General features: G+C 58.8%; 18 protein-coding genes. 8 read left to right on the forward strand and 10 right to left on the reverse strand.

The genetic code is table 11. The features are described 5' to 3' along the window. Window positions 1-7 precede the first annotated feature (7 nt). The 5 genes from PSQ90_RS05280 to PSQ90_RS05300 form a co-directional block, all read right to left on the reverse strand. Window positions 8-952, reverse strand: coding sequence for a carbohydrate ABC transporter permease (locus PSQ90_RS05280; RefSeq protein WP_282212376.1), 945 nt, complete (start codon window positions 950-952; stop codon window positions 8-10). Between the two features lie 62 nt (window positions 953-1,014). Beyond that, window positions 1,015-2,253 carry an ABC transporter substrate-binding protein gene (locus tag PSQ90_RS05285; protein WP_282212377.1) on the reverse strand — a complete coding sequence of 413 codons (1,239 nt, stop codon included), beginning with the start codon at window positions 2,251-2,253 and terminating at the stop codon, window positions 1,015-1,017. Between the two features lie 37 nt (window positions 2,254-2,290). Beyond that, window positions 2,291-3,388, reverse strand: coding sequence for an ABC transporter ATP-binding protein (locus tag PSQ90_RS05290; protein WP_282212378.1), 1,098 nt, complete (start codon window positions 3,386-3,388; stop codon window positions 2,291-2,293). Between the two features lie 11 nt (window positions 3,389-3,399). Further along, window positions 3,400-4,623, reverse strand: coding sequence for an enolase C-terminal domain-like protein (locus PSQ90_RS05295; protein WP_282212379.1), 1,224 nt, complete (start codon window positions 4,621-4,623; stop codon window positions 3,400-3,402). A gap of 3 nt (window positions 4,624-4,626) precedes the next feature. Continuing rightward, the gene (locus PSQ90_RS05300) at window positions 4,627-5,406 is read right to left on the reverse strand and encodes an SDR family NAD(P)-dependent oxidoreductase (protein ID WP_282212380.1); all 780 of its coding nucleotides are present in this window, start codon (window positions 5,404-5,406) and stop codon (window positions 4,627-4,629) included. Window positions 5,407-5,542: 136 nt separating this feature from the next. Here PSQ90_RS05300 and PSQ90_RS05305 point away from each other — a divergent pair, with 136 nt between their 5' ends. Genes PSQ90_RS05305 through PSQ90_RS05315 form a run of 3 tightly spaced genes read left to right on the forward strand, consistent with a single transcriptional unit; the run spans window position 5,543 to window position 11,966 of the window. Continuing rightward, window positions 5,543-6,646: a lactonase family protein gene (locus PSQ90_RS05305; RefSeq protein ID WP_282212381.1), complete on the forward strand. Its 1,104-nt coding sequence runs from the start codon at window positions 5,543-5,545 to the stop codon at window positions 6,644-6,646. A gap of 45 nt (window positions 6,647-6,691) precedes the next feature. Beyond that, window positions 6,692-9,319: a glycoside hydrolase family 38 N-terminal domain-containing protein gene (locus PSQ90_RS05310; protein WP_282212382.1), complete on the forward strand. Its 2,628-nt coding sequence runs from the start codon at window positions 6,692-6,694 to the stop codon at window positions 9,317-9,319. Window positions 9,320-9,335: 16 nt separating this feature from the next. After that, window positions 9,336-11,966, forward strand: coding sequence for a glycoside hydrolase family 38 N-terminal domain-containing protein (locus PSQ90_RS05315; protein ID WP_282212383.1), 2,631 nt, complete (start codon window positions 9,336-9,338; stop codon window positions 11,964-11,966). A gap of 18 nt (window positions 11,967-11,984) precedes the next feature. Here PSQ90_RS05315 and PSQ90_RS05320 read toward each other — a convergent pair whose 3' ends face one another. Then, on the reverse strand, window positions 11,985-12,998 hold the full coding sequence (locus tag PSQ90_RS05320; RefSeq protein WP_282212384.1) for a hypothetical protein: 1,014 nt from the start codon (window positions 12,996-12,998) through the stop codon (window positions 11,985-11,987). Window positions 12,999-13,091: 93 nt separating this feature from the next. Next, window positions 13,092-13,676, reverse strand: a complete 585-nt coding sequence (locus tag PSQ90_RS05325; protein ID WP_282212385.1) for a MarR family winged helix-turn-helix transcriptional regulator — start codon at window positions 13,674-13,676, stop codon at window positions 13,092-13,094. Window positions 13,677-13,738: 62 nt separating this feature from the next. On the opposite strand from PSQ90_RS05325, the gene PSQ90_RS05330 reads away from it, so the two are divergent. Beyond that, window positions 13,739-14,488 carry a hypothetical protein gene (locus PSQ90_RS05330; protein WP_282212386.1) on the forward strand — a complete coding sequence of 250 codons (750 nt, stop codon included), beginning with the start codon at window positions 13,739-13,741 and terminating at the stop codon, window positions 14,486-14,488. A 28-nt stretch (window positions 14,489-14,516) separates the two neighbouring features. On the opposite strand, the gene PSQ90_RS05335 is transcribed toward PSQ90_RS05330, so the two are convergent. From PSQ90_RS05335 to PSQ90_RS05345, 3 genes are read right to left on the reverse strand one after another with little or no spacing between them, the layout of a single operon-like run. Further along, window positions 14,517-15,818, reverse strand: coding sequence for a TRAP transporter large permease (locus PSQ90_RS05335; protein ID WP_282212387.1), 1,302 nt, complete (start codon window positions 15,816-15,818; stop codon window positions 14,517-14,519). Between the two features lie 14 nt (window positions 15,819-15,832). Continuing rightward, a complete protein-coding gene (locus PSQ90_RS05340; protein WP_282212388.1) occupies window positions 15,833-16,336 on the reverse strand; it encodes a TRAP transporter small permease in 504 nt (167 codons plus the stop codon). A gap of 6 nt (window positions 16,337-16,342) precedes the next feature. Next, window positions 16,343-17,347, reverse strand: coding sequence for a sialic acid TRAP transporter substrate-binding protein SiaP (locus tag PSQ90_RS05345; protein ID WP_282212389.1), 1,005 nt, complete (start codon window positions 17,345-17,347; stop codon window positions 16,343-16,345). Window positions 17,348-17,538: 191 nt separating this feature from the next. Here PSQ90_RS05345 and PSQ90_RS05350 point away from each other — a divergent pair, with 191 nt between their 5' ends. Genes PSQ90_RS05350 through PSQ90_RS05365 form a run of 4 tightly spaced genes read left to right on the forward strand, consistent with a single transcriptional unit; the run spans window position 17,539 to window position 21,633 of the window. Continuing rightward, complete coding sequence (locus tag PSQ90_RS05350) at window positions 17,539-18,453, forward strand: dihydrodipicolinate synthase family protein (protein WP_282212390.1); 915 nt, start codon at window positions 17,539-17,541, stop codon at window positions 18,451-18,453. 35 nt (window positions 18,454-18,488) lie between these two features. Next, on the forward strand, window positions 18,489-19,178 hold the full coding sequence (locus tag PSQ90_RS05355; protein WP_282212391.1) for a GntR family transcriptional regulator: 690 nt from the start codon (window positions 18,489-18,491) through the stop codon (window positions 19,176-19,178). A 50-nt stretch (window positions 19,179-19,228) separates the two neighbouring features. Continuing rightward, entirely contained in the window at window positions 19,229-21,325 is a 2,097-nt protein-coding gene (locus tag PSQ90_RS05360) for a glycoside hydrolase family 38 N-terminal domain-containing protein (RefSeq protein ID WP_282212392.1), read from the forward strand. After that, window positions 21,271-21,633, forward strand: coding sequence for a hypothetical protein (locus PSQ90_RS05365; protein ID WP_282212393.1), 363 nt, complete (start codon window positions 21,271-21,273; stop codon window positions 21,631-21,633). Before PSQ90_RS05360 ends, PSQ90_RS05365 begins: the two co-directional genes overlap by 55 nt. Window positions 21,634-21,688: the final 55 nt, after the last annotated feature.

Raw genomic sequence — 21,688 nt, forward strand, 5'->3', positions numbered from 1 at the left:
CCGGCTCCTATCTGATGCTTTTTTCGACGCGCGACTGCACCACAGCCAGGGCGGCACTCACCGTGATCACCATGCCGCCGAGCACTACCGCGACCGCCGAACCATAGGCCCAGGCGCCGTTGGAGAAGGATTCGTAATACATGTAGACCGCCAGCGATAAGGTGCGCTTGCCGGGATAGCTGCTGGCCATGACCCACAACAGATCAAAAGTGGTAAAGCCTGCGGCGACATTCAAAATTGTCACCACCAGTACCGTGGGCATCAGCAACGGCCAGATAATGTGCCGGAAAATCTGCCATTGAGAGGCGCCATCAACCCGGGCTGCCTCAAGTGGATCGCGCGGAATCGCCGCCAACCCCAGCAGCAGCAGCACCATGGTGATGCCGACGGTTTGCCAGACAAAGGTGAAGATGATCGAAAGCGTTACGGTTTCGGGAACGAAAATCCAGCCGAAATCGAACTCGCTGCCCGTTAGCCCCGAAACCGCCGAATTGATCACACCGTGGGGGGCGTAGACATAATACCAGATGGCACCGACCGCCGTGGGCGCCAGCACCTTGGGCAGAAAATAAAGACTTTTGAACGTTTCCTGAAACGGGATATTGCGCAGCAAAAGTGCCAGCCCCAACCCCAGAGCCAGGGGAAAAATGATCGCGCCCACCACCCATAGGGCGGTATTGCCCAACGCTTCGGAAAAATAGGGAACAACGAACAGGCGTTGATAGTTGGCGAACCCGGCGAACTGATCAAGACCGGTAAACTTGCGCCATTTGGTAAAGCTCAAAATGACGTTGAAAACCACCGGCGTCAGCAGAAAGATTGTGACCATGATCACGGCGGGGGCAATGAAAATCCAGGCGACGCGCGTCTGTTGCCAGGCAGAACTCCGCTCGCGAGCCTGCGCCATCCGCATCACTTCGGGGCTGAGCATCTGGGTAGCATTGGAGGCCATGATCGCATTCCCATTATTGGTCGCGCGGCTGCCCGATTCGGGGCAGCCGCGCAGTGCAAAGGCTAGAGATTGGCCCAATAGTCGGCATTGATAGCCTGCATTTCGGCCATGGATTTTTGAGCCTGATCAGGGGTCGGGTTGAACATGAATGCCCCCATGGACGCCACGAGATCACCCTGGATCTGGGACGGCACGGCTTCCCACCAACGAACCAGTGCCCGTGGATTGGCAGAAGCGACCATTTCCTTGTTGGCTTCGATGGTGGCGTTGGGTGCAGGCGCCTTGAGGTTACCGTTATAGACCTGGATCTCGGTGCCAAGGTCGGTTGATGCTTGTTCACCCATCATGGACTGCACGGCCTTGCCCAGATCGGCGTTAGCCGACAGCGCCTGGGCCGAAACAACGATAGGCGATGCTTCAACGATAACCGACTGTTCGACGTCGGGTGAAAGCGCGGGCATCAGGAAGGTCTTGAAATCGACGCCTGGCTCCATGCCTGCTGCGGCGAACGTGCCTGAATGCCAGTCACCGACCAGGAACATGGCCGCTGAACTGTCCACGAAGAATTTCTGATCGTCCTGTTCACGCGGGTCGGTAAAGTAGCCCTTGTCATACATTTCGCCCCAGACCTTGAAGGCGTTCTGAACGGTTGCCCCGTCATAGGGCACTGTGCCATCGGTCAGCCCGACAAAGTCGTCGGGGCTAGTCCCTAACACGAGTTGGCTGAACCAGATGAACGGCATCCACCCGCCGGTAGTCGGCGCATTGATCGGGGTGTAACCGGCAGCCTTCAGCTTGTCGCAGGCGGCGATAAATTCATCCCACGTTGTGGGCGGCGCGGCGATCCCGGCTTCCTCAAACGCCTTGGTATTGTAGAACACAACCCAGTTGGCCACATTGAGCAGGACGCCATAGGGCTTGCCATCGACGCTGACCAGTTCGCGCTGGGCCGCCGAAAAATCACCATCTGCGATGGCCTGGTCCCAATAGGGGGACAAGTCCGCCGCAACGCCGGTGGCGACAAGGTCACTAAGCTGGTTACCGTTCCACCAGGTAAAGAAGGCCGGCACATTGTTGCTGGCAATCGAAGTTTGCATAAAGGCCTGATATTTGTCGGTCGGGGTCAGGTCCTGCACATTAATCGTCGTCCCGGCCGCCGCCCCTGCGGCATCGGTCACCGCAGCAATGCCCGGGTGCCATTCGGCCTTGTCGGAATAGAGTTTTAGCTCCTGTGCCTGAACACTCCCCGCCGTCAGAAACGCGGTCAGTGTCAGCCCAGACAGTATCTTGGATAGTGACATGGTACTTCTCTCCCTTTGACAGTTTTCAGGACCGGCCTCACCTGAGAACCGTGTCCTGCGTTTGCTTGTCGAAAACGTGCACACGCGATCCGTCGATGCGAAAATTCAATGTTTCATCTGGATCTACGGCTCGCGGGTGCTGCATGCGTGCCACGATCTCGGTGTCGCCGAGATGGGCAAACAGCAGACTTTCATTGCCAAGCATTTCGGCAAAATTGACTTTTGCGGCAAAGTCGGCCCCCAGGGTCGGCCGCGAGCCATGCCCCTCGGGGACAATGTCTTCGGGGCGCACCCCCAAAACAACGGGCGTGCCCTCAGGTGGCAGATCAAAGCGATCTGGTGGAACAGCAACATCAATGCCCCCTGCCCTGATCAAGGGTCCATTGGCGTCGGAACCTACCGTTGCATCCAGCAAGTTCATCGACGGTGCGCCGATGAACCCGGCAACAAACTGGTTACGTGGGCGCTCGAACACGTCCAGAGGCGAGCCGATCTGGGCGACCCGTCCATCCTGCAATACGACGATTTTGTCTGCCAATGTCATGGCTTCGACCTGATCGTGGGTCACAAATATGACCGTCGCCTTGAGTTCGCGCTGCAGGCGCTTGATTTCGATACGGGTCTGGTTGCGCAGTTTGGCGTCCAGATTGCTCAAAGGCTCGTCAAACAGGAAGACTTCAGGATCGCGCACCATGGCGCGGCCAATGGCGACGCGCTGACGCTGACCTCCCGAGAGTTGAGAGGGACGCCGATCCATATAGGGATCAAGGCCCAGCATGGCAGCGGCTTCATCGCGACGCCTGTCGATTTCGCCAGCATTGACACCGCTGATCTTGAGGCCAAACCCCAGATTGTCGGAAACGCTCATATGCGGATAGAGGGCGTACGACTGAAATACCATGGCAATGCCACGGTCGCGCGACGGCAGATCATTGACCAGCTTGTCGTCGATCCTGAGTTCACCATGAGATATGGTTTCAAGTCCGGCGATCATGCGCAGCAATGTTGATTTGCCGCAGCCGGATGGGCCCACCAGCACCACAAAGCTGCCGTCCTCGACGTCAATATCGACGCCTTTTATGGCGACGAATTCGCCATAGATCTTGATGATATTTCGCATGGTCACAGTGGCCACCCGCGGTCCTCCTAACGTTGTGCCGGATCGGCATAGCGGCTCTCAGGCTGGATCGAATACCAGCCTGGCCGATGCGGATCGCGGTCATAGGTGTAGCCGCCGACATCGCGAAAATGGCCGGCGTAATGAGCGAGTTTGTCGCGGTCGACTTCGACGCCGAGCCCCGGCCCTTGTGGCAGCGCGATCTCGCCGTCGACATATTTCATCTTGCCCCCGACAATGATGTCGTCGAGCAGGTGATGATAGTGAGCATCCGCCGCAAAACTCATATTGGGTAGCGCGGCGCCCAGATGCAGCATCGAGGCTAGTTGAATACCCGCCTCACCCGAGGAGTGCACGCTGGTGCCAAACTGGAAAGTTTCAAGGATCTGCCCGGCGCGATAGGCCTGTCTCAGTCCACCCCAGAAGGTGGTATCGAGCAGGATGACATCAACCGCTTCGAGCCGCACGCAGGTGGCGAGCTGTTCGAAATTGACAACCACCGTATTGGTGGCGGTCGGGATGGAAATGCGGTCGCGCAGCCGCCGCATGCCCTCAAGGCCAAAACAGGGGTCTTCAAAATAGTCATTGCGAATATGGGCAATCTGCCCGGCAACGCGGATCGAATCTTCGACCGACCAGACGCTGTTGGGATCGAGCCGGAAGCTATCGCCGGGCAAAGCATCGGCTAAAGCTGAAAAGACTTCCACATCGTGATCAGGGCTAAACACGCCGCCTTTTAGTTTGTGGGTCTTAAAGCCATTGATCTGCTTTTGTCGCTTGGCCTCGGCAACGATCTCATCGGCAGAAAACTCATTGCCAAAGCCGTTCTCGGCGTTGGCATAGCGATAGAACAGATAGCTGGCGAACGGGATCGATTCCCGAAGCGCACCGCCAATCAGATCGCAGGCCCGTATCCCCAGCGCCTTACCCGCCACATCCATGCAAGCCATTTCAATGGCGGCATGCACCTGCATTCGGGAGTTATAGAGACTGGCCACTGGATTCATGATTTTCCAGCGCAATTGCTCCAGTTGCAGCGGATCGTGGCCCTTGAGATAGGGCAAGAGGCTGCGGACGGAATTTTCGGCAGCTTCCCCGCCGCCGCCCAATTCGCCCCAGCCGGACAGGCCTTCATCGGTCACGACTTCAACCATGGTGCGGACAAATCGTCCCCAGTGGGCCCCTGCAGCGTGGCGCAGCGGTGCCTCAAGTGGCAAAGCGATCGTCGTTGCTTTGATATCAACGATCTTCATAGGTTATTTTCCCGCTTCCTTGGGCGCGCCACCGAGCTGGGCCAGAAGTCCACCATCAACACGGACGGTTTCGCCCGTAATGAAGGACGCTTTTTCCGAGAGCAAAAAGGCAATGACGCTGGCAATTTCGGCGGCTTCGGCGCGACGGCCCAGCGGATGCATGGCGTCGATTACGGCGCTCAATGCTTCGGGATCAGGATCAAGTGCGATAGCGGCGCGCAATAACGGGGTATCGACCGAGCCAGGCGCAACGCCCACCACGCGCACGCCATTGGCTGCTTCATCGACGGCCATGGCCGTCACCAAACCAACCAGCGCGTGTTTTGAAACCACATAGGCCAGCGCGCCTTTTTGCGCGGCCATCCCCTGAACCGAAGCGGTCAGGACGATAGCGCCGCGGTTGCGCCGCAACTCGGGCATCGCGGCCTTGGCAACCAGAAATGCCCCGGTCAGATTGACATCGAGCACTTCGGCCCACAGCTCTTCGCTGGTTTCCAAAACATCGCCGTAGCGCTGGATGCCAGCGTTGTGGGAAACCCCGGACAGGCCGCCAAATTTTTCCCTGGCCAGAGCAACGGCGGCTTCGCAATCGGCAAGATTGCTCACCGAGCCAATATGAGCAAGCACCGGCCCGCCGATCTCGGCAACCGTAGTTTTTAGCGCCGCCGCGTCCCGATCGAATAGTACGAGGTTTTTGCCCTCGGCTGCCAACGCTTCGGCAGCGGCGCGGCCAATTCCCATCGCCGCACCCGTTACCAGCACCGTCTTGCCTGCCTCATTCACTTCGCATTTCCTCCTCTTGCCAAACCAATGTAGAGCTACCATACTAGTCGTGTCAATCAGCTATTGGTGGCGATCCGGCTGATGTCAAATCGCCTGCGTGCGTGCAGCGGGACGTTGGTATTGCGGAGGAATAGTCATGTCGATCTACGCGTTCGCGGGAAGTTTGACGCGGTCGATGCCGCAGTATGGCGCGGCAAACGGGGTAGGAATTACCCAGTTTGAACTCAACGAAAACACTGGCCAACTGGTGCCCAGGTCAGTCTTTGGCGACATTGAGGACAGTTCCTGGCTCGTGACCAACGGCACCAGCAACCGGCTTTATGCAACGTGCGAGATTACCGGCACCGACCAAAGCGCTGTTGCCGCATTTTCAATTGATCCCACAACGGGGCAGCTGTCGCCACTTGGATCGCAGCCAACCCAAGGCAGCGAGGTTTGTCATGCCGCGCTGACGCGCGACGAGCGGTTCTTGTTGGTTGCCAACTACAATGGCGCGCCCACCAAGGGGTGGCCGGACAAGTCGGTCGCCGTTTTTCCGCTGGCACCCGACGGCAAATTGCTGCCCGCCGTGTGCATCATTGCTCATTCGGGCAACGGCCCGAATTCGGAACGGCAAACGCGGGCGCACGCCCATTGCATCATTCCCGCGCCGGACGGCAGCCACGTCTATGTCGCCGATCTGGGGGCAGACCGGCTAGCCGCCTACCGGCTTGGCGATGATGGAATTCTGACCGCACTCCCCGAACGAGACATTCGCGTGCCTGCGGGGCTTGGGCCGCGCCATATTGTATTTCATCCAGATGGGCAGCAATTGTTCATGGTCAGCGAACTGACACCCACTGTCATGCGCTTTGGGTTCGACAAGCCGAGCGATGCGCTCCGCCTTGAACAGTCGATCCCGATTACCGCCGGAAGAACGGCAATCACCCAGCCCGCAGGGATCGTTCTGTCCCCCGACAATCGGCATCTGCTGGTTTCATTGCGGGTATCAGACGACATTATTGGCTTCTCGATTGATGCCGACAATGGCGCACTGGTCGAGACGGGGCGTTGGCCGTGTGGCGGCAAAACTCCGCGCGCACTGGCTTTCACCCCATCAGGAAAGCATGTCGTCGTCGCCAATCAGGATTCCGACAATATCAGCGTTTTCGCCTTTGATCCGCAAAGCGGCGAACTCCGCACGCTAGTTCATCAGCAACCTACCGGCAGCCCGATGACGGTTGCCTTTGCCAGCGTCTAGGCGCCCAACCGCACAATTTCAACACACGTTCAAACCGAGCCAGTCATGATCAAAGAAATCCTGTTCGTCCATCATAGCCACACCGATATCGGCTATACCCACCCCCAACCAGTGGTGATGGAACTGCATCGCCGTTTCATCGACGAGGCGCTCGATATTGCCGAACGCACCGCCGACTATCCCGACGACAGCCGCTTCCGTTGGACCTGCGAAGTTACCGGCATCACCAAGGACTGGTGGGATTGTGCGTCCAACACCGACCGGGACCGTTTTTTGGCGGCGGTCAAGCGCGGTCAGTTCGAGGTCGCCGGCATGGGCTGGCACATGACCCCGCTGATGGACCACGCCATGGTGGTTGACGTGCTCAAGTCGATCCAGTTCTTCCGCGACCTGGGCATTCCGGTGCGCTCGGCAATGAACACCGACGTCAATGGTTTGCCATGGGGCGTTGTCGATGCCCTGCTCGATCATGGCATCACCGGCATTTCCATGGCCATCAACGAACACTATGGGCATGCGCTCAAACCATGGCCGCGCGCCTTTAACTGGGAGGCACCGGGCGGTCGCACCATCACCGCCTATAATGGCTTCATCTATGGCGTCACCTCGGACCGGAGCCTGCGCATACCGCTCGATATGGACGAAGCGCGCACCCGCGTGCCGCAATGGGCACAACGCTGGGAAGCCACCGGCTATCCCCACCCGTTTCTGATGATGCAGATCACCAATATCCGCTACCACGATAATGGTGCGCCACAAGCCGCCCTTCCCGATTTCATCCGCCGATTCAACGAGGGTAACGCCGCCAGCCAGGGCGTAAAACTGCGTTTTGGCACCCTCTCGGAGTTCTTTGACCGGCTACGCGCCGAACCGGCGGAAACCTTGCCGACCCTGCGCGGCGACTGGACTGACTGGTGGAATTTTGGCGCCGGCAGCACGGCCCATGAAACCGCCCAGGTCCTGCGCGGTCAGCGCGATCTTGACGATGCATTGGCGCTTGAAAGCTGGCATGGGGGTGAAACGCCGCGCCGTCGCGCCATGTTGCACGACACCGCCCGCGCCGGGCTTGCCCTTTACGCCGAGCACACCTGGGGCGCTGATCGCTCCATCAGTCATCCCCATTCGCCCGAAACCCGTACCCAGCAGTTGCTGAAGCTGGCAACGGTTGCTGAGGGTGCCAGTGTGGCACGCATGTTGCGGCGTGACGGGCTTGAACGATTGGCGATTGAAGCAGGCGGCGACGAACCGCGCGTTCTGGTGTTTAATCCGCATCCATTTGCCGTGCGCCAGTCGGTGCGTCTACCTTATCTGCCACCGCTAGCGGGCGCTGCAGATCAGGAACGCGGCATGGGGCTTGAGGACATCGTGCCTACCGGCCCCTCTTCGCATCGCATCCAGCGCCAAGACGTGGTCAATTCCGACTTGATTGACGAGCGCGCCTTCTGGAGCGCCCCGATTTCGGTGCCACCCCTTTCCTATCTGACCATGCCGGCAAAGGATGTGCGTCCCGCTGACACAAAGACCCTCTCGTGTCAGGACGGCATCCTGTCCAACGGGCGGATCACGCTTCAACTTGATCAAAAGGCGGGCGGCGTGCGTTCGCTCAAACTCGATGGCGTCGAATTTGCCGGTCCGGTGGCGGAAAATCTCAGGTTCGGCGTGCCAGTGCTGGAACAGATCGAAAGCGGTGTTCGCACCGATATGTTTGATCAGGTCGAACTCGATTCCCCCGACTGGCATAAGGCCTGGCACACCGACTGGAAGGCGCGCCGCCACACGCCAACCACGGTTATCGAAACCCGCGCCACAACGTCGCGCGGCAGCGCTGAACTGGCGCAGGTTTTCTCCCTGTCCAATGGCGAGCAGGTCGAGGTGATCTATCGCCTGTTGCCCGACGATCCCAGCGTGCAAATCGAAGCCGTGGTCAACAAACTGCCGCGCGCCGAGGCCGAAGCACTTTATCTGCCAATGATGGCAGCGCTCGGTCCCGATTGGTCGACCGACTATGAAACCGGTGGCGCCACCGTCGCGCTCGACGACGAGCAGTTGCCCTATGCCAGCCGCCATTACATCACCACCCAGCGCTTCATCCGCATTGCCGACGCCGACAATGAATTGATGGTGGCCTGCCCCGATGCGCCGCTCTGGCAGATTGGCGGGTTTACCTATGGCCGGTTCGGCGAGCCCGATGGCCGCGTCGAGCGCCCGCACCCGGTTCTTCTGGCGTGGCTGACCAACAATTACTGGAGTACCAATTTCCAGGCCGACCAAAACGGCAAACTCCGCTTCCGCTTTACGCTGTTGCCGGCGCCAAAACAGGCACTTGGTGCTTCAATACAGGGTGCACTGGCCCACACCCATCCGCTGGCAACCCACGTCTATGCCGAACGCGGCGCCCTCAAACGCGAGGCAGCATCGCTTCTGACCACCGATCTCGGGCCGTTGGTACTGACCCGGCTCGAAACCGATGGGGCAGGCGTTGCGATGAGCCTGCTTAATCCCGGCGATGAAACCGTCGAGGCTAAAATCGACTCTGGCCTTCTCAAACTTGCCGACGCCGCCAGAACCTCGCTTTCCGGCGAGACGCTCGAAACCCTTTCATGTTCGGAGGGTACGGCCCGCTTCACTGTTGGCCCCCGTGCCTGGACCCGCATCAGATTAGTGACCCATTAGCCCAAAGGAGCCCCCGATGAGCAAGATCAAGACCATCTATATCTGCAACCACGCCCACACCGATATCGGCTTTACCGACTATCAGCCGGTCGCCCTTCGCCAGCATGGCGAGTTCGTTGGTCAGGCGCTCGATCTGATCGAGGCCACCGACGGTTTTCCGGCCGAAGCGCAGTATCGCTGGACTATCGAGACCACCGGGCCGTTCCTCAAATATCTGCGCAGCGCCAGCAAGGCCGAGATCGCGCGGTTCCGCCATTGGCATGAGCAGGGCCGCATCGACATTGCCGCCATGCAATATAACATGACGCCCCTGCTCAATGTCGAGCAGATGCATCGCAGCCTTTATCCATTGCGGGCGCTGCGCGACGAATTCGGCTTTCATGTCGAAGCCGCGATGCAGGATGACGTCAATGGCGTCTCCTGGCTCTATGCCGATCTTTTGGCTGAGCTGGGCATCAAATTCTATACCGCTGCCATCAACCCGATCCGGGGGGCACGGCCAAAACCGTTCCCCGGCGCCTTTCGCTGGGAAGGCCCTAGCGGCAACAAAATTCTGGCCTGGAATGGCTATCATTATCTGTTCGGTCGCAGTCAGGCGGGGCTGGGCAATTGGGATCTGGTGGACCGGTTATTGCCGCGCTGGATCGATGAGCTTGAAAACGACAAATCCTATCCCTTCGATTTCCTTTATTGCGAATCCACTCACCCGGTGCGCGTCGATAATGGCCCACCGGACGCGCGCATACCCGACTTCGTCAAACGCTGGAACGCGGACGGTCGCCCCTATAAAATGGAGTTTATCACCGTCACCGATTTCGGTCGGCTACTCGAAGAAAAACACGCCAAATCAATTGCCACCCAGCGCGGCGACTGGACCGACCATTGGGCCGATGGGGTTGGCTCTTCGGCTTTCGAGGTTGGCGTCAATCGTGCCGCCCACGAAATTGTCGGCATCGGTGAAGCGCTTGAAGCCTGGCGCCGCAGCAAGGGGCAAAGCGCCTGGGACGCTGACAAGGCTGCCGATATCTATGAATCGATGACCCTGTTTGATGAACACACCTGGGGTGCCTATTCCTCGGTGGAGGCCCCTCATTCGCTGTTCAGCCAGGCCCAGTGGAACCACAAGGCCGGCTTTGCCTATCGCGCGGCGATGGAAGGGCACTCCAGCGTTGCCAACGCCGCCAATGCACTGGCAGCACCACTCGGCACCAAGGGGCCGGAGGGCATTTTCAATCTGGGCAATCTTGACCCCAGCGAAGCCTTCAAGGCCTCGGGCATTGATCAGTTACTGGTGTTCAACACCCTGCCTTGGGAGCGCAAGGTGATTGTCGAAGAGCCTGAACCACGCGGCGGTGCCGCCCCGGTCGGGGTGCTCGACACCTTCTTTAATCGACGCAGCACCTGGGGTGGCCCGCGCCCCTATCCAGAAATTCGCCGGGTCGCAGGCACCGTGCCTGCCATGGGTTATGCCTTTCTCGATCTCGCGCAAGGCGTTCCGGCCAGCGATCTCAAGGCCGATGGCGACACCATCGAAAACAAGCATTATCGCCTCAAGATCGACCCCAAGACCGGTGCCATCGTCGAGTTGTTCGACAAGGCGCAAAACCATGATTTCGCCGCCAAATATCAGGGCTGGGGACCGGGCGAGTATATCTACGAAACGGTGGATTCGCCCGATGACCGCTTGGCCATCGCCGATATCAGCTTTGACAAGCCTGAGTTTTTCACCGGCCACAAGGACACCCCCTGGCGTCGCCAGACTGCGACAAAGGTCACCCTCAAAAAAGCCGAAATATTCGAGGGCCGCGCCTCAATTACCGTGGACATCGAGGCCCCCGGGGTCTCCAGCGCCAACGTCGTCTACGCCCTTGATGCGAACACCAAATGCGTGATGGTGGACTGGATGATCAACAAGTTGGACCACCCCGAGGCAGAGGCGGTGTTCATCGCCTTTCCGTTCAATCTCGATAGTGCCAATTTCGAGTTGGATCTCAACGGCATTGCCGCCACCCCCAACGATGATCAACTCGATGGCGCGGCCAAGGACTGGTACCCGACCGGCCGCTGGATCAATGTCAGCGACAAACGTCGCGGTGTAACGCTTGTGCCGCTCGATACCCCGCTCGCCCATCTTGGTGGCATCACCACCGGCAAGTGGGATCGCACCCTGCACCCCGAAGGGCCAACGATCATGAGCTGGGCGCTCAATAATCATTGGCTGGTCAACTTCAAATCATCGCAAAGTGGACCGATCCCGCTGCGCTATCGTCTGGTAACCCATGATGGTCCTGCCGACGCGGCGGCGTCGGCGCGCTTTGCCGCCGAAATGGCCGTGCCGCCAGTAACTGTGCGCGACGTTGCCCCGACCGGCAAAACCTTTGACAGCTTTTATGCGCTGGATGAAAAATCGCCGGTACTGGTCACGGCAAAACCTGGTGAAGACAGCGGCTGGGTCGCGCTTCGGCTGCAAAACCTGTCGAGCAAACCTGCCTCACCCACTTTGACCTTTACCCAGGCGCCATCGGCGGCCCGCGCCGCCGATCCAATCGAGCATCCCGGCGAGGTGCTACCGCTAGAGGGCAACACGCTCAGCCTTGCACTCGGTGCCAGGGAAATCCGCACGATCCTTGTTCGGTTCGCGTCCTGATCCAATGGCCGCAGGAACTCAGATGGTTTCTGCGGGCTCCACCTCGATGCGGTAGCGGGTGACAAACTGCTCCCCCGCCCGGAACTGACGAACAGTTGGCGTGCCCCGCCGGGCAATGGGATTATCCGCCGCCGAAATCTGTGGGCCCAGGTCAAACGCTCCACAGATCGGCTCCATCCCCAGGGCCAGATGGCGCCCATTCCAGGGCGTTGCCTGTCGGCCGCGATTGCTGATCCACAAGAGCGTGCTGGGGAAATGATTTTGGTCCCAACTGAACCGCACCCGGTAGCCCTCGGCGGTGTTCCACAGAGCTGCCTTTCCGGGCATTTCAAACAGCTGCAATAGCTCCTCGGTTTGCTGGACCAGTGGCAGGCGACTGGCATCGATCTGCCCCCCATTGCGCAAGGGAACTTCGTTCCAGTGCGCCAGCATTTGCCCGGTGGAAAAAATGGATGTGCCATCAACATCAATGGGATAAGTCGCCCCAGCAATCTCGCTACCAATCTCGACGCGCATGGCACCCGGATGATGCGGTAACCGAAAACACGGGTGCAACCCAATGGGCAGTACACAGTCTGCGCGCGCATTGATCCTTAATTCAAAATCTATGGCGGCGCCGTCGGCATCAGGGCGAACGACCCGATCGAGCGAGGCGATGGGGTGGGTTTGTGGATAGGTGATTGACAGCCCGATCTGGTCCGGCTCGGCTTCATCAAAACGCCAATGATTATTGGCGCCAAAACCATGGGCAAAAGCATCAATCCGCCCATTCGTCGTTGAGCCGGGCCAGCCATCATGGGCCGGGCGATCCTCGTCCGAGCCGAACGGTACGCACGGCCATTCGCCACGCAAACGGCGCAAAATTCCAGGCAATTGCGCGCTATTGGGTTCATTGGCCCAAGGTGCGATCTGGAAGGGGGAAATCTGACGTCCGTCGGGCAAAACAAACAAGGTCGGCCCCAACATGGCGCCCAGAGTTTGGACACTTAAAACGCCATGATCCCACGTCAGCGCCCGCTGCAGATTATCCATTGCCGGTCCACCCTTGATGTCTTTTTTTAATCTTGTTGAGCCTTGGCATTGCTAGCACAAAACCCGTGGTTCGACGACGCCATAACCCTGATTTTACTGCTGTTCAGGGGTGGGCACCTGCTCGTGGCAGATTTTCTCGCTGTCGATAGGGTTCAGCGGCATATGCAGCAGCGCGCAATGGGCGGCGGCGCCGGATTTGGTAAAATAAATGCAGTTCCTGCACACGCCGAACGCACGGCCACGATTTTGTGCCAGCACATTTGTGAGCAGTCCGGTCAGCGACTGGGCCAGCTTTGCACGTACATCGGGGTCGAGACCATCCAGCGCCTGCTCCATCGGGTTCGGGGTGGCAGCAAGTTTTTGCCCTGACGCTGTCAGATCAAAGGAAATCGACCGCTTATCGAACGCTGAACGCAATTCCTTGAGATAGCCCTTGCGCTCAAGCGCCTTGAGGGTTTGCGACATCGTGCCCCTAGTGGTGCCAAGATAGTCGGCAACATGGGACGGAGAGCGCGAAAACCTGTTGGCTTGGGCCAGATAGCCCAGCGCTGCCAATTGCGTTGGATTGAGGTCCTCAACCCAATTTTCTGCCGCGTCGAGCCGCGACAACCGGTTGATCAGGGCGCGAATGTGGTGTGTCGGTTTCATGCCCCACATATAGCGAGTCGAAACTATCATTGCAATAATAGCGACTCGCTACTATAAAGATGGCGTCGATGATGAAAAACCGGAGAACCGCGATGAGATCCATTCTAATTGTGCCGACCAGCCTGCTGCTGATGGTGGGGGCTGCAACCGCTGATGAAAACCACGCGGTCAACCAGGACGGGGCGGTAATTTCACCCGCTGATACGGCCAAAGTTGCCGCTTTTGACATTCTGGCCGCCCATGCCCATCGCGATGGCCGCCGTGTGACGTTCCATATGACAACAAATGGCACCGCCGGATCGGATACGCCCACCCCGGTTGGCGATCTGGCCGGCGCACCGGTTCTGTCTTATGTATGGCCAACCTCGCTTGATCCGTCCAGCGTCGGCTTTGAGGGCGAGACCGGCATATTGGCACTGGCCGCGACCAGCCATCCCGATTTTGACGATACCCCATTGTTTGACGAGGATGGCGATGGCGACCCGGCCAATGACGGCACTAAATGGCATAGCCATTGGGTTGTGCTGACGCCAACGCCCGCTTGCGGGGAAGGGGCGCTTGGGGTTCGCGACATCGAAGAGGGTACAACGCCACGGATGCCCGCGACGTGGCCCGGTCTGCCGATATTCATCGACAGCCCCGGATTTACCCCGCTGTTTGACGGCCCCGAGATTACCCTCAATGTGGCCTTTTCCGACGAGAGCATCCTCGCCGACGCTGCTTATGACGGGGTCACTGCCGCCCTGCAGGTTAATGCCAACATTCACGCGCCGCTATTATGCGTCACCGATGTGTTCGACATTGCCTCGGGTGATCTGAGCCTGCCGGGCAAGCTCAACTGAGCCATCCCGCGTCGCCAAACAGGCGGGCTTACCCCAATAGCCCCGCATAGCGCGGCAGCCACAGGCTGAGGTCTGGCCAATAGGTGATGACCATTAACAGGGCAATCAAGACCCCGACAAACAGCCAGATCTCCCGGATCATCTCGCCCAAGGGTATGCCGTTCAACGCCTTGATAATGAACAGCAATATGCCATAGGGCGGGGTGATCAACCCGATCATCATATTAAACACCACCACGATGCCGAAATGGTGCAGATCAATGCCCAGCGCCGCTGCCGTTGGGATAAACAGCGGCGTAATCACCAGCATGATGGTGGAGACGTCCAGAAAACAGCCCAGCACCAGATAGAGAATGTTGATGACGAGGAAAAACATCGCCGCATTCATCTCGAACTGGTCAAAGAACAGGAACACTTCCTGCGGGATGCGCTCGATCGTCACCACATAATTGAAGATGAAAGCACCGCACAAAACCAGCGTGACCACGGCGGTGGTCTTGACCGTCGACACCACGACATCCCAGAACTGGCGCAGGCTCAGCGCCCGATAGGCAAAGATGGCGAGTAACAGCGCATAAAACGCCGATACCGCCGCCGCTTCGGTGGGCGTAAAGGCACCCGAATAGATCCCGCCCAGCAGGATGATTGGCATCATCAGAGGCGGCAGCGCCTGAAGGATGATCATTGGAAAGGCCCGGAAGGGAATGGCCTCTTCGACCGGGAAGCCGCGTAGTTTGGCCATGATCATGACCACAATGCCGAGCACCACAACGATCAGTAGCGCCGGCACGATACCGCCCAGAAACAGCGCGCCGACCGAGGTTGAGGAGATCAGCGCGTAAAACACCATCGGAATTGAGGGCGGGAAAATCGGCCCGACCACCGAGGAAGTCGCCGTGATCGCGCCGGCAAAGCCGCGCGGATAGCGATTGTCCTTGATCATCATGTTGGTCAAAACCTTGCCAACGCCTGCCACATCCGACACGGCGCTGCCGCTCATGCCCGAAAAGATCAGGCTGGTCAGAATATTGACCTGCGCCAGCCCGCCCGGCAACCGTCCGACCATGGCCAGCGCGAACTTGAGCAATCGGTCCGAAATCTGGCCTGCATTCATCACATTGGCGGCGAAGATGAACAGCGGCACCGCCAAGGCAACGAAATTGCCGAAGACGCCATTGAGCACCTGCTCGGCAGCCAGCCCGACATCGCGCCCCGCCAGCAGCAGGTAAAAGATCGAGGACACAATCATGGCGATGCCCATGGGCATGCCAGCCACTGTTGAGGAGATGAGCAGGATCAGCATCACCGGCAGCGCGAGAGCCACTAACATTCAAACACTCCGGATCAGATCTGGTCGCGCCAGTTGGGCCGCAACAGATTATAAATGCGCCAGATGCCCTGTATGGCAAAAGCGACGATAAACAACAGATAGCACCCGTAAATCCAGGTCATCTGGAAGCGCAGTACATTGGACTTCTTGCGCATCAGGAATTGCAGATAGTCGAGCGTATAGGGCACCAGAATGACAAAGGCGATGACCAGCAACACCATGGTGCAGAGCGAAAAAATGCGCCTTATATGTTCGGGCGCCAGATCATAGACCACATCAAAAGTGACGTGCTCGCGCACCGGCACCATGAAGGCGGCAGCCCAGAAGACTGTCCAGATGAAGGCGATCATCGTGGCTTCTTCGGTCCACGCCAGCGGCTGGTTGAGCACATAGCGGAAGAATATCTGCACGATAAAACCGCTAAAGGCGGTCATGAACAACAGGACGCCGACAGCGTCGGCGCCCCGTTTCAGCCAGAGCAGGCCCGTATGGACCCTATGGGCGGTAGCAGGCGACATTCAGTGTCAGTCTGCCAGGGCGTTGATACGATCGACCCAGCCTTCAGGCCACTGCTTGGCGCGGTCCGAGGTCAGGTAAAACTCCTGCACATGGCTGCGGAACGCAGCAACGTCAGGCGTCGTGACCTTAAGACCCTTTTCCTCAAAGAATTTTACCAGCCGGTCTTCTTCGGCATAGCGCTTTTCATTGTTGAAATCGCAGGCCACGTGAGCCGCCTCAACCATATGGGCCTGCTGGGTTTCATCGAGTTGATCCCAGGTCTGGTTGTTGACCGCCATTGGCAATCCATCGACCAGATGGTCGGTCAGAACGATCTGCTGGGTGACTTCATAGAATTTGGCCGCATCAACAGTTGGCAGGGGATTGTCCTGCGCGTCGATCGTGCCGGTCTGCAGGCCAAGATAAACTTCCGAGAATGGCAATGGCGTCGGGTTTGCACCAAGCGCCTCGCCGAGGAACAGCCACGCGTCCGAACCGGGCATGCGCAGCTTGATGCCTTCCAGATCAGCCGGCGTCTGCACATCGCGCTCACGGCGCAGGTTCAATTCGCGCGTGCCCAGATAACACACGTCGAGCAGTTGGATGCCCATCTCGTCCGATACTGTCTGCTTGAATTCAGCACCCAGATCAGACTCCATTACCTTGCGATAGTGGTCAGCGTTCTGGAACAGATAGCCAGCGGTAAACAGGCCGAATTCTGGAATGGCGTCGGCAATCAGCTGGAACGACACATAGGCCATTTCAGCATTGCCGCGCTGCAACGCATCAAGGTCGCCATTCTGCGAGAAAAGCGAGCCGGAATCATAAAGCTGGATATCGAACAGATTGGGTTCAAGCTCATTCAGCTTGTCGGCAAACACCTTCATCGCCTGGGTGTGCAGATCGGTTGGCACGGAAACGGTGGTGAATTTCAGCTCGATCGGATCCTGAGCCTGAGCCGCGCCGATTGCCATGGCGGCAAAGGACACTGCTGAAAGTGCGACAAGCGCACTGCGCATTAGAGTTTTCATATTCCTCCCTTTCCGGGGTTATTCGTCTGTCCAGGCCAAAGTGATCGAGGATTGGAACGACCGGGCCGAGACAGCTCAATTTGACAAACGGACTTTGCAACATCATTCGACTGATGTAAACACTCATATGACTGTTGATTGCATAACTGATTGTATCAGTTTTATAACGTATTGATTTTTCGGAGGAAAATGTGTCAAATTCGGATCTACGCGGTGTAATCAGCGCCGTGACCACGCCGCTGACCCAGAGCTTTGACGTCGACGCGGAGCGCCTTGCAGGCCATTGCGAGCGCCTGTTGAACACAGGGTGCAGCTTTGTTTCGACCTTTGGCACCACGGGGGAAGGTGCCTCGCTTTCCAGCCAGCAAAAAATGGTTGCGCTTGAACAACTCAAGGCTGGGGGTGCCGACCTCAAGCGGCACATTCCCTCGATTATGACGCCGAGCGCCGATGAAGCCGGGCGGATGATTGCCAAGGCGGCATCGCTGGGGTGTCGCGGTGTGCTGGTGCTGCCCCCGTTTTACTATGACGCCCCGTCCGATGAGGGCATCGTTGCCTTCATCAATGATGCCATGACCCGCGCGGGCCGCCCCGACATCGACATCCTGCTCTATAACATCCCGCGCTTTAGCCGCATCACCTATACGCCCGAACTGATCGACAGGCTGATTGCCAAATTCGGCAGCGCCATTGTCGGGCTCAAGGATTCCACCGGGGTGGCCGCCAACGCCGTCATGCTGGCGGAACGCTATCCGAACCTCTCGATCTTTACCGGGGATGACCGGGTAATGCCCGGACTGGTCGCCGCTGGTGGTGCCGGCATGATCGGGGGCATGCCCAATGTGTTTTGCGCCGATCTTGCCAAAATCTATGCCGCCCCCACAGCGCCCGAAACCGCACAATTGCGCCAATATGCGGGCGAGCGCATCGCCATTGTCGATAGCAACGGCGGCATGCTGGCGCTCAAGGCGGCCCTTGCCGCCATCCATGATGATCCGGCCTGGCTGCGCGCCGTACCGCCCTTGCAGGGACTGGACAGTGCACAAGCCACCTCGGTACTAACAGCCTTGGGTAAAACCGGTTTTGTGCCGAGCAAGGCTGCCTGACCACCGCACCGGCGGCTGCATAATAGGAGTGTCACATGGCCCATACCGAGCCCAAAGAAGCCAGTCCCCGGGCCGGCCGCATCGTCACCTCGGTTAAAAAACTCGCCTATGACAAATTCCAGAAGGCGCTGCTCGAAGGCAAACTGCGGCCTGGACAGGTGCTTTCCCAAAAGGACCTGGTGGAACTACTCGGTCTTTCGATCGGCGCCCTGCGCGAATTGCTGCCCCGGCTGGAGGCCGAGGGGCTATTGCATGTCATGCCCCAGCGCGGCATCCAGATCACCGTCATTGACCTGCCGATGATCCGCGACGCCTTCCAGATGCGTATGGCGCTGGAGCGCGAAGTTGTGCTGGCGGCGGTCAAATCCATGCCCGACGAGATCTTGCTGGAGCAGCGCCGCCTGCACACCGACATCATCGAACGGCTTGGTGCCAATCCCAGCGCGCAACTGCTGGCCGAGGGGCAGGACGTCGACACAAACTTCCACGATGTTCTGGTCACCGCCACCGACAATGAATTGCTGATCCAGGCCTACAATGCCAATTCGATCCGCATCCGGCTGATCAAGCTGGACCGCATCAAGTTGAGCGAAACCACGTTGCCCGCCGCCTTTGGCGATCATCTGGCGGTGATCGACGCCATCCTGTCGCGCGACCGACTACGCGCCGCCGAAGCGATTGAAGCCCATATTCGCAACGCCCGCGAACGGGCCATGGCGCTTTAGCCAGCGTTCCCGTTCACTGATAATCCGCGACCATCAATGAGACCGCGCCCATGAACACGCCGCCATCACACAACACGCCTCCCCTGCATCTGATCGGCAACGCCCATCTTGACCCGGTGTGGTTGTGGCGTTGGCAGGAAGGGTGCGCCGAAGCCATTGGCACTTGCTGGGCCGCCATTGATCGGCTCGATGAGGGCGAAGGCTTCATTTTCACCAAGGGCGAGGCCCATATATACGACTGGATCGAACGGTTCGAACCAAGTCTGTTCGCACGCATCAAGCACTATATCGCGGTAGGCCGCTGGGTCGTCGTCAATGGCTGGTGGATACAGCCCGATTGCAACGTGCCCTCCGGGGAAAGCGTCATTCGTCAGGCGCTTTATGGCAAACGCTATTTCGCCCGGAAATTCGGCGTCGAGGTGCCCACCGGCTACAATGTCGATAGTTTTGGCCATCCCGGCACGTTCCCGATGCTGCTTCAGCACACCGGCTCCACCAGCTACACCTTCATGCGCCCCGGCCCGCACGAAATGGATTTACCGGCCGAATTGTTCACCTGGGCTTCCCCCGATGGGTCGAGCGTTGCCGCCTTTCGCATCCAGGGCGCCTACAACACCTCCAAGCGCGAACTGCCGTTGCCCGAAAAAATCGACAAGCATCAGCAATACATTGCCAAAAGCGGTCATGCCTTCATGTGTTTTTACGGCGTTGGCAATCATGGCGGCGCGCCGACAATCGAGAATATCACCGAGATTGAAGCGCGGTTGGCGCGCGGCGATAATCTGAAATTCTCCGATCCCGAAGCGTTTTTCGACGCGGTCGACACCACCAGTCTGCCGCGCGTTGATGGTGAACTACAGTTTCACGCCATCGGCTGTTATGCGGTCGCTTCTGCACTGAAAACTCTCAATCGAAGGGCCGAAAACCTCCTCGAACAGGCCGAAGCCGGCGCTACCATTGTGCATCGCCAATTGGGCCTGCCCTATCCCCACGAGGCCTTTGAAACTCTATGGCGCAAACTGTTGTTCAACCAGTTTCACGACACCTTGGGCGGCACCAGCCTTGAAAGTGCCTGCATCGATTCAGAGCGCGACCTCAGTATGGTAATCGCCGGCGCCGAGGATCTGCTCAACGATGCGGTGCGCCAGCTTGACCGCACCATCGCCCGCCCGCTGGACCCGACCGACGCCACATTCGTTGTGATGAATTTTAATGGCACCCCCGCCAACGGTCTGGTCGAAGCCGAGCCATGGGTTGACAAGGACAACGTGTCGCGTCGGGTGCTGCTGGACGAGACTGGCCAGTCGATCCCCTTCCAATATATTGATCCCCACGGCAAGACCACCGGCCTGCAACGTATCGGCTTTGCCTTGGAAGTGCCCGCCTATGGCTATCGCGTCCTGCGCTTTGCCGTCGATGCGGCGCGCGGCGTTGCTGCCCCTGGCGTTGGCTTTGGAGCGCCCAGTCAGGCGCTGCGCTACGAAACCTCCGGCTATGCGCTCACTATTGATCCTGACACCGGCGCCATTGCCAGCCTTACCAACAAACAGACCGGCATCGAGCTGTTTTCCGGCATTGGCCATCAGGCCATCGTGGTCGAAGACAATACCGATACCTGGAGCCATGGCACCGATCGGTTCGGTTTTTCGGGCGCGCCAATGCAATTGGTTTCGATCAGCACCATTGATAGCGGCCCGGTCCGCACCACGATCAAACTGGTCAGCGCCCACGGCAAATCGAGCCTTACCACTTTGATCGTCTTGCCCGACGACGCCAACCTGCCGGTTGAGCTGCGCCTCCATCTTGATTGGCACGAGCAGCGCCATTTGCTGCGCCTGGCCTATCCGCTTGGGGCCGAGCGGTTTGAATATGAAGTGGCGGGGGTTGGGACGCGCGCCCCGACAATGGGCGCGAAGTGCCGGGCCAGCGCTGGGTGCGTGCCGTCACCCCGACCCATATTGTCGGTCTGGTCAATGACGCCAAATATTCTTACGCCGCGCTCGACGGTACGCTTTTCATCACCGCTGTCCGTTCCCCGGTCTTTGCCCACCATGATCCCATCGCGCTCGAGCCGGGCGCGCATTATCGCTATATGGATCAAGGCGAACAGGCCTTTACCCTGCGCCTGTTCGGCGCACCTGCGCTAACACGCAAACAGGTGGCAGCCGCTGCCGATGCGCTCAACAAGCCGGTGATCACCACACCGCATGTCTCGCGCGATGGCACCGCGCCCCATGCCGGCCAATGGCTGGATGTTACCACTGACACCAGCGCCATCGGCACGCTCAAAATGGCCGAGGATGGCGGCGAAGCGATCATCCGGGCGGTTGAACTTGATGGGATATCCGACACCATCAATCATGACGGGACGAGCCTGCCGATCCCGGCGCGCGGCATCATATCGGCCCGATTGAGCGCAAAGGGACTGAAGCTTTCGGACGGACTGGAACGCTAAGCCTCAACATTGCCACGAAGCTGCCCCTTTTCGGGCCTATTGGCGCAAATGGTGC

Origin of the sequence: Devosia rhodophyticola, from assembly GCF_028816475.1 — a bacterium.
Lineage (GTDB): Bacteria > Pseudomonadota > Alphaproteobacteria > Rhizobiales > Devosiaceae > Devosia > Devosia rhodophyticola.

Bases quoted from the DNA above. Each gene is read 5' to 3' on its own strand.
- PSQ90_RS05360 (WP_282212392.1), top strand. From the start codon at position 19,229: ATGAACACGCCGCCATCACACAACACGCCTCCCCTGCATCTGATCGGC.
- PSQ90_RS05295 (WP_282212379.1), bottom strand. From the start codon at position 4,623: ATGAAGATCGTTGATATCAAAGCAACGACGATCGCTTTGCCACTTGAG.
- PSQ90_RS05310 (WP_282212382.1), top strand. From the start codon at position 6,692: ATGATCAAAGAAATCCTGTTCGTCCATCATAGCCACACCGATATCGGC.
- PSQ90_RS05305 (WP_282212381.1), top strand. From the start codon at position 5,543: ATGTCGATCTACGCGTTCGCGGGAAGTTTGACGCGGTCGATGCCGCAG.
- PSQ90_RS05335 (WP_282212387.1), bottom strand. From the start codon at position 15,818: ATGTTAGTGGCTCTCGCGCTGCCGGTGATGCTGATCCTGCTCATCTCC.
- PSQ90_RS05280 (WP_282212376.1), bottom strand. From the start codon at position 952: ATGGCCTCCAATGCTACCCAGATGCTCAGCCCCGAAGTGATGCGGATG.
- PSQ90_RS05315 (WP_282212383.1), top strand. From the start codon at position 9,336: ATGAGCAAGATCAAGACCATCTATATCTGCAACCACGCCCACACCGAT.
- PSQ90_RS05345 (WP_282212389.1), bottom strand. From the start codon at position 17,347: ATGAAAACTCTAATGCGCAGTGCGCTTGTCGCACTTTCAGCAGTGTCC.
- PSQ90_RS05320 (WP_282212384.1), bottom strand. From the start codon at position 12,998: ATGGATAATCTGCAGCGGGCGCTGACGTGGGATCATGGCGTTTTAAGT.
- PSQ90_RS05330 (WP_282212386.1), top strand. From the start codon at position 13,739: ATGAGATCCATTCTAATTGTGCCGACCAGCCTGCTGCTGATGGTGGGG.
- PSQ90_RS05355 (WP_282212391.1), top strand. From the start codon at position 18,489: ATGGCCCATACCGAGCCCAAAGAAGCCAGTCCCCGGGCCGGCCGCATC.
- PSQ90_RS05325 (WP_282212385.1), bottom strand. From the start codon at position 13,676: ATGATAGTTTCGACTCGCTATATGTGGGGCATGAAACCGACACACCAC.
- PSQ90_RS05285 (WP_282212377.1), bottom strand. From the start codon at position 2,253: ATGTCACTATCCAAGATACTGTCTGGGCTGACACTGACCGCGTTTCTG.
- PSQ90_RS05365 (WP_282212393.1), top strand. From the start codon at position 21,271: ATGGATCAAGGCGAACAGGCCTTTACCCTGCGCCTGTTCGGCGCACCT.
- PSQ90_RS05340 (WP_282212388.1), bottom strand. From the start codon at position 16,336: ATGTCGCCTGCTACCGCCCATAGGGTCCATACGGGCCTGCTCTGGCTG.